Consider the following 8392-nt stretch of genomic DNA (forward strand, 5'->3'; position numbering starts at 1 on the left):
GGGTAGGTATATCTGTAGTAAACGCGTTGTCAAAACGCGTTGAAGTAACAGTTCGTCGTGATGGTCAAGTGTATGAAATTGCATTTGAACACGGCGAGAAAGTGTCTGATCTGACCGTAACTGGCACATGTGGTCGTCGCAATCGCGGTACCAGCGTACATTTCTGGCCTGATGCGAAGTACTTCGATTCGGCTAACTTCTCTGTGACGCGCTTAGTCAACAACCTGCGCGCAAAAGCGGTTTTGTGTCCGGGCTTAGAAATCACATTAACCGACAAAGTTAATGACAAAGACTATAAGTGGTACTACGAAGATGGTTTGAAAGACTATCTTGCGGAAGGTGTAAAAGGCTATCCAGTTATTCCTGAAGAACCATTTACTGGTGAGTTCTTGGCGGATACTGAAGCGGCAAACTGGGCGGTAATTTGGCAGCCAGAAGGCGGTGAGATGATCACCGAAAGCTACGTTAACCTGATCCCCACCGCTCAAGGTGGTACGCACGTTAATGGTTTACGCCAAGGCTTGTTGGAAGCGATGCGCGAATTCTGTGAGTTCCGTAATCTATTACCTCGTGGCGTGAAGCTAACGGGTGATGACGTTTTCGACCGCTGTTCTTACGTGCTGTCGGTTAAGATTCAAGACCCGCAATTTGCAGGCCAGACCAAAGAACGTCTGTCTTCTCGTCAAACCGCGGCATTTGTCTCTGGCGTTGTAAAAGATGCGTTCAGTCTTTGGTTGAACGAAAAGCCTCAGCTCGCAGAGCAATTGGCAGAAGTCTGTATCGCTAACGCACACCGTCGTATGCGTGCAGCGAAAAAAGTCGTACGTAAGAAAGTGGCGTCCGGCCCAGCACTGCCAGGTAAGTTGACCGACTGTTCAGCACAGGACTTAAGTCGCACGGAAATCTTCTTTGTGGAGGGTGACTCTGCGGGTGGCTCGGCAAAACAGGCACGTGACCGTGAATTCCAAGCCGTGATGCCACTGCGTGGTAAGATCTTGAACACGTGGGAAGTCTCTGCCGATCAAGTTCTTGCGTCTCAAGAAGTACACGATATCTCCGTTGCTTTGGGTATTGACCCAGATAGCGACAACCTCGAGAGTCTTCGTTACGGTAAGATCTGTATCCTTGCCGATGCGGACTCGGATGGTCTTCACATCGCAACGCTGCTTTGTGCTCTATTTACTCGTCACTTCCGCGCACTAGTGGAAGCGGGTCATATCTATGTGGCGATGCCGCCTCTGTATCGAATCGACTGCGGGAAAGAAGTGTTCTACGCCCTCGATGATGATGAAAAAGATGGCATTTTAGAGCGCTTGTCGAAGAAGAAAGCCAAAATCAACGTGCAACGATTCAAAGGTCTGGGTGAGATGAACCCACTTCAGTTGCGTGAAACCACCATGGATCCGAACACGCGTCGCTTAGTGCAGTTAACCATTGACGACTCTACGGCGACCATGGAAATGATGGACATGCTGCTAGGTAAAAAGCGTGCAGATGACCGTCGTTCTTGGCTACAAAACAACGGCGACTTGGCAGAGGTGTAACGGATGTCTACAGAAATTACCTACGATGGCGTCGAACAATTGCCAATGCGCAAGTTCACTGAAGACGCTTATCTGAACTACTCGATGTACGTAATCATGGACCGCGCCTTGCCATACATTGGTGATGGCTTAAAGCCGGTTCAACGACGCATCATTTATGCGATGTCAGAGCTTGGTCTCTCTGCATCAGCAAAATACAAAAAATCTGCACGTACCGTTGGTGACGTGCTAGGTAAATACCATCCGCACGGTGATTCAGCGTGTTACGAAGCGATGGTATTGATGGCTCAGCCATTCTCTTACCGCTATCCATTAGTGGATGGTCAAGGTAACTGGGGTGCGCCAGATGATCCGAAATCATTTGCGGCAATGCGTTATACCGAAGCAAAACTGTCTAAGTTTGCTGAAGTATTGCTTGGCGAACTTGGCCAGGGCACGGTTGAATGGCAACCTAACTTTGATGGCACAATGAAAGAGCCACAAATGTTGCCAGCACGTCTGCCTCATATCCTGCTTAACGGTGTAACCGGCATTGCCGTTGGTATGGCAACAGACATCCCACCGCACAACGTTCGTGAAATCGCAGATGCGACTATTCATTTGATCGACAACCCGAAAGCAGAACTGCCAGACGTGATGCAGTATGTCAAAGGTCCGGATTACCCAACAGAAGCAGAAATTATCTCGCCGCAAGCGGATATCGAGAAGATTTACCGCAACGGTCGTGGCAGCATCAAAATGCGCGCGGTTTGGCATAAAGAAGGTTCTGATATTGTTATCACTTCTTTGCCTCACCAAGTATCGGGTGCCAAACTGCTTGAGCAAATCGCTAACCAGATGCGTGCGAAGAAGCTGCCAATGGTTGACGATCTTCGTGACGAATCGGATCACGAGAACCCAACGCGTATTGTTGTGGTGCCTAAGTCAAACCGCGTCGATTGTGACTTGTTGATGAACCATTTGTTCGCATCAACGGATCTTGAGCGCAGTTACCGCGTTAACTTGAACATGATTGGTTTGGATAACCGTCCTCAAGTTAAAGGTCTGGTGCAAATTCTATCTGAGTGGATCGAGTTCCGTCGTACGACTGTGCGTCGTCGTCTACAACACCGCCTAGACAAAGTAATGGCTCGTCTACACATCTTGGAAGGTTTGTTGGTTGCTTACCTCAACCTAGATGAAGTGATTGAGATCATCCGTACTGAAGACGATCCAAAAGCTGTGCTGATGGAACGCTTTGGTATTACCGATATCCAAGCGGATGCAATTTTAGATACCAAACTTCGTCATCTAGCAAAACTAGAAGAGATGAAGATCCGTGGTGAGCAAGACGAGCTAGAGAAAGAGCGTGAGAAGCTAGAACAGCTACTCGGTTCTGAGCGTCGTCTGAACACACTACTGAAAAAAGAAATCAAAGCAGACGCAGAGAAATACGGTGATGATCGTCGCTCTCCAATGGTTGAGCGTGCAGAAGCAAAAGCGCTGACTGAACGTGACCTCGTACCAAGTGAGCCAATCACGGTTGTGCTTTCTGAGAAAGGTTGGATTCGTCACGCGAAAGGCCATGACGTGGATGCCGAAGGCTTAAACTATAAGTCGGGTGATAAGTATTTAGCGCATGCTCGAGGTAAGAGTAATCAGCCTGCGGTATTCCTAGGTAGTGACGGTCGAAGTTACTCTCTGGAATCGCACTCACTGCCTTCTGCTCGTAGTCAAGGTGAGCCGATTACCGGTCGCTTGAATATTACGGCTGGTAGCAGTATTCGCCAAGTCATCATGAGTGAAGAAGAGCAGCTGTGGCTGGTGGGCTCAGATGCAGGTTACGGCTTTGTATGTAAAGGCGCGGACTTGCTGTCTAAAAACCGCAGTGGTAAAGCGCTCGTCACTTTACCTGCCAACTCTGAGATCATGACGCCAAAAGAGATTGAAGATTTAGACTCTGATGAAATCTTAGCAATCACTAACCAAGGTCGCATGCTGCTGTTCCCAATCAAAGACTTGCCACAACTGGCGAAAGGTAAGGGGAATAAGATCATCAACATTCCTGCTGCTAAAGCAAAAGAGCGAGAAGAAGTACTATCTCACTTAATGTCTTTACCAAAAGGTGCATCGTTAACGCTGTACGCGGGTAAGCGAAAGTTGGGTCTTAAACCGTCTGACCTTGATAACTTCCGTGGCGAACGTGGTCGCCGAGGTGGGTTATTACCGAGAGGTTTGCAGCGAGTCACTCGCATTGAAGTTGAGCTGGATGATTCCGATACGACGGAAACACCGAGCGATAGCGAGTAACGCACAAATAAAAATCCCAGCCAATGGCTGGGATTTTTTATGCTTCTTGCTTGTCTTCGGCAATGGTGACTTTCAAGGTCATCTCTTTTCCTTTGCGAATGATACCGACGTCCACGGTGGTGCCAGGACGTAAATCGGTGACGATATCCATAACGCTCTGACGCCCTTGCACTTTATTGCCATCAATACTGATAATGATGTCCTGCTTTTGGAAGCCTGCCGCATTGGCTGGACCATTTGGATCAATACCAAGTACGACAATACCACCTATGTGTTCATTTCCAAGCAGGCGAGCAGTGACCGCATTAATGTCTTGGCCGTCGATTCCAATATAACCACGAATCACGCGGCCATCAGCGATGATTTTCTGCATGATCTTACTGGCTAGCGGCGCAGGGATCGCAAAAGAAATACCGTAAGTTTCTAAGTCTGTCGCTTGCTGAAAAGAGGCGGTGTTAATGCCGACGAGCTCGCCTTGTGTGTTCACTAGGGCTCCACCAGAGTTACCTTCATTGATGGCGGCATCGGTTTGAATGAATGCTTGACGACCATCGCTAATAGATGAACGACCTGTGGCAGAAATAATGCCGAACGTTGTGGTTTGTCCAAGGTTGTATGGGTTACCGATGGCTAGTACTACATCGCCCACTTGTGGTTTGTAATTAGAGTTCAGAGGGATTACGGGCAAATTCGAACCTTCGACACGCAGCACGGCTATATCAGTACGTTTATCTGTCCCTACGAGCTGAGCCGCTGCGGCTCTGCCGTCTTGTAATGCCACAACAATTTGATCAGCTTGAGCAACCACATGATAGTTAGTAATGATGTAGCCTTTCTCACTAACAATGACACCTGACCCCAGACCTTGAGTCGAGAGTTTACTGCGATCATTCTCAACATACTTACGGCTGTAGATGTTTACCACTGCAGGCGCTGCTCTTCGGACCGCTTGATTAAACGTCAACTCGACTGATGCGATATTAACAGGTTGAGGATCAAGCGCGGCAGGAATTACGTTGTTGCGCAAAGATGGAACCGCCAGTAATACCACTGCGGCAGTAGCCAAGCCTAAAAAGACAGAACGTAATAAAAAGCTGAGCATATCCTCTCCATGCGTGAGCGCCAAAATGGCATCGAAGATGAAGAATAGCATTACATTGAAAAATAACAAAAGGGCAGTACGTCATCGCGCTGCCCTTTTCATTAGTTATTGAGCGATAAGGAAAAGTGATCGAGCCTTATCACTCAGTACTATGCATCGAAAACCTTATTTCCTATCACGTTGAAAGTGGTTAACGAATGACAAGATAAATAGTACGTTCACCACGTTGAATATTAAGAGCCAGTACACCTTTGTGTTTCTCTACGATTGTACGAAGCTCGGCAAGGTTTTTCACTCGTTGACGGTTCACACCGATAATAATGTCACCTTGTTGTAATTGATATTGAGCCGCTGGAGAGTTATCTGCAACGCTCGATACTTTAACACCTTGGATTACATCACTTGGTGTTGTATTGCTTAACTCCGCACCTTTGAGTCCCTCATGTAATGTCTCCGCTTTAGCTTTCATATTCGTAGATTCGCCAAGCGTTACATCAAAGGTTTTATTCTTACCATCTCGAACCACACCTAATGTGATTTCTTTACCTGCGCCCAGTGTTGCCACTTTTGCGCGGAGCTCTGAGAAAGTATTAATCGCTTTGCCGTTCACCGATACAATTACGTCACCGGCTTTTAACCCTGCTTTATCAGCTGCGCTGTCCGGTACGACTTGACCAATAAAGGCCCCTTTACTTGACTCGTAACCCAATGCATCAGCTAGCTCAGAGGTTACTTCGCCACCTTGCACACCCAACATGCCGCGTTTGACTTCACCAAACTCTAGAATTTGATCAGTGAGGTTTTTCATCATGTTTGATGGAATCGCAAAGCCAATACCCACATTACCGCCGTTAGGGCCTAAAATCGCAGTATTAATACCGATCAGCTCACCATTAAGGTTGACCAATGCACCACCAGAGTTACCGCTGTTAATTGCGGCATCGGTTTGGATGAAGTTTTCGAAGTTTTCAACGTTTAAGCCACTACGACCAAGGGCTGAAACAATACCCGAAGTCACAGTTTGACCGAGCCCAAATGGGTTACCAATCGCAACCGTAAAGTCACCGACACGCAGTTTGTCGGAATCCGCGACTTTAATCTGCGTTAAGTTTTTCGCTTTCTCTAATTTAAGTAACGCAACATCGGCCATTTCATCACCGCCAACGAGCGTAGCGTCATACTCGCGCCCGTCAAAGAGGCGAACTCGAATCTCATCTGCCCCCTTGATCACGTGGTAGTTAGTGACAATATGGCCTTTCTTCGCATCAATAATGACACCAGACCCTAAACCTCTGAACGGGCGCTCTCGCCTTTGTTCCATAGGAAAGTCTGGGCCAAAGAAAAATTGAAATTGCTCGGGAATGCGGCTGGTTTGTACTTGTTTACCTTCTACAGCAATACTCACAACAGCTGGGGTCACCTTCTCAAGCATTGGTGCCAAGCTAGGTAACTGTTGGCCATCCACATTCAAAGGTAATGCGGCAGTGGCTTGAACTGGGGCAATAATCGAACCCAAACTCAGAGATAGAACGGTGAGCGCAAGCAGTGGTTTTTTCATCCAATAACTCCTCTTGAAACATGTCTGCCAAAAAGAAATATCCGAACGGTTAGTTCACTTTGTTAATAACTAATATAGGGTCTAGTTCGGACAATCAAAAGGGGAGGCAGTGCACACCCAAGTTAGAGCGAAGGTGAGGTGAAAAAGTTCAAAAAAGGGCCGATACAAATGTATCGGCCCTAGATAGAAGTAAGAGAGGATTATGATGCTTTTGCGGTTACCGCTTCGGGAGCATTAATGATTTCTTTCTCTTGATCCTTCAAAAGACCGGTGGCGCCATTAGCGTAGTCTTTTGGTTGTTCGTTAAACTCTGGTTGATCTTCTGCAATGGTTTCAGACGACATTGCCGTTTTCTTATCAAACGGGTTGTCTTGTTCTGGTAAGTTTGGCAAAAGCTCAGAAGAGGTCTTGGCCATATGTTGGTATAGCTTGGTGTAATCTTTACCTAGGGTGTCCAACATTTCTGCGGTTTGTGCAAAGTGATCGACGAGCTCTTGACGTTGTTGCTCTAATTCAAACTTGGCCGCTTCAAGTTCTTTCTGCACAGACTTTTGTTTTTTGTATTCAGGGGTGGTTAGTCTACTAATGACTACGCCTACGATTGTACCGACCAGCAAACCCACAATGGCATAAATCCAAGGCATAACTGCTCCTTATAGTTGTTTTAACAAGTCTTTTACTACTTAGTTACACGCGGTGCTCGTCCATGTTACTATGGCTTGAACAGCCGATAAAGAAAAATAGCAGTATGTCTTCGGGGACTGATAACTACTTCTCTCTATTCTCAAAGTTGACCCCGAGGTAACCCTTTTCTCTATACCTCTATACGACTTAATACGATGACACCACTACAACAATATCAAAAAGACATAGCAGAACACGGGTTTCAGCGTGATGAAGCTCAGTATCAAGCGGTCGTTGCATTAGACAAGCTTTACCATGCTATCGTTGAATTTCAGTCAGCGCCTGTGCCTCAGCTTTCCAAATGGCAAAAGCTAATGGGGAAAAAAATCGACAAGCCTGAACCACCAAAAGGCCTTTACTTTTGGGGGGGCGTAGGTCGCGGTAAAACCTACCTTATGGATGCATTTTTTGATGCTTTACCGACCCAAAGAAAAATGCGCGTCCACTTCCATCGATTTATGTATCGAGTACATGATGAGTTGAAGCTGTTAGGTGATGTCGAAAATCCGCTATCAAAAGTGGCGGATAAATTTAAAGAAGAAGCCGATGTGGTTTGCTTTGATGAATTTTTTGTTTCCGACATTACTGATGCGATGATCCTTGCAACGCTACTTCAAGAAATGTTCAAGCGGCAGATGATCCTAGTCGCGACTTCAAACATTGAGCCGCAGAACTTATATCGTAACGGTTTGCAAAGAGCGCGCTTTTTGCCCGCGATCGATATGATTTTGGCGCGTTGTGAAGTGTTGAATGTCGATAGTGGCGTTGATTATCGCTTAAGAACGTTAGAACAGGCTGAAATATACCATTACCCGCTTGATGAGCAGGCTAGCATAAACCTTAACAAATATTATCAGCAGCTGACTGGAGAGCGTCAGTTTGTTGCTCATCAAATCGAAGTTAACCACCGTCAACTAGCGGTGATTGAAGCAAGCGACGGGGTGCTGCATGCGTCGTTTGCTCAGTTGTGTCAAACTGCTCGCAGTCAAAATGACTACATTGAATTGTCTCGTATTTACCACACTGTATTACTGGCAGATGTTCAACAAATGAACCGAAAAATAGATGATGCGGCGAGACGCTTTATCGCGCTAGTCGATGAGTTTTACGAGCGCAATGTTAAGTTGATTATTTCTGCTGAAGTGCCAATGTCCGACTTATATACTGATGGGCAGTTAGAGTTCGAATTTAAGCGCTGTTTGTCTCGGCTTACTG

General features: G+C 46.6%; 6 protein-coding genes. 3 read left to right on the top strand and 3 right to left on the bottom strand.

All coding sequences use genetic code 11. The annotated features are described in order from the left end of the window. A partial coding sequence (gene parE, locus CAG68_RS12770; protein WP_161441227.1) for a DNA topoisomerase IV subunit B occupies positions 1-1544 on the top strand: 1544 nt, incomplete at its 5' end. Between the two features lie 3 nt (positions 1545-1547). Beyond that, the gene (gene parC / locus CAG68_RS12775; RefSeq protein WP_005379870.1) at positions 1548-3833 is read left to right on the top strand and encodes a DNA topoisomerase IV subunit A; all 2286 of its coding nucleotides are present in this window, start codon (positions 1548-1550) and stop codon (positions 3831-3833) included. Positions 3834-3870: 37 nt separating this feature from the next. Here parC and degS read toward each other — a convergent pair whose 3' ends face one another. From degS to zapG, 3 genes are all read right to left on the bottom strand, one after another. After that, entirely contained in the window at positions 3871-4935 is a 1065-nt protein-coding gene (gene degS / locus CAG68_RS12780) for an outer membrane-stress sensor serine endopeptidase DegS (RefSeq protein WP_017633606.1), read from the bottom strand. Between the two features lie 190 nt (positions 4936-5125). After that, positions 5126-6493: a Do family serine endopeptidase gene (locus CAG68_RS12785; RefSeq protein WP_025768400.1), complete on the bottom strand. Its 1368-nt coding sequence runs from the start codon at positions 6491-6493 to the stop codon at positions 5126-5128. Between the two features lie 200 nt (positions 6494-6693). After that, positions 6694-7137 carry a Z-ring associated protein ZapG gene (gene zapG, locus CAG68_RS12790; protein ID WP_005379861.1) on the bottom strand — a complete coding sequence of 148 codons (444 nt, stop codon included), beginning with the start codon at positions 7135-7137 and terminating at the stop codon, positions 6694-6696. A gap of 195 nt (positions 7138-7332) precedes the next feature. Here zapG and zapE point away from each other — a divergent pair. Next, a partial coding sequence (gene zapE, locus CAG68_RS12795) for a cell division protein ZapE (protein ID WP_161441228.1) occupies positions 7333-8392 on the top strand: 1060 nt, incomplete at its 3' end.

Source organism: Vibrio sp. V42_P2S4T144, assembly GCF_009904715.1.
GTDB lineage: Bacteria > Pseudomonadota > Gammaproteobacteria > Enterobacterales > Vibrionaceae > Vibrio > Vibrio alginolyticus.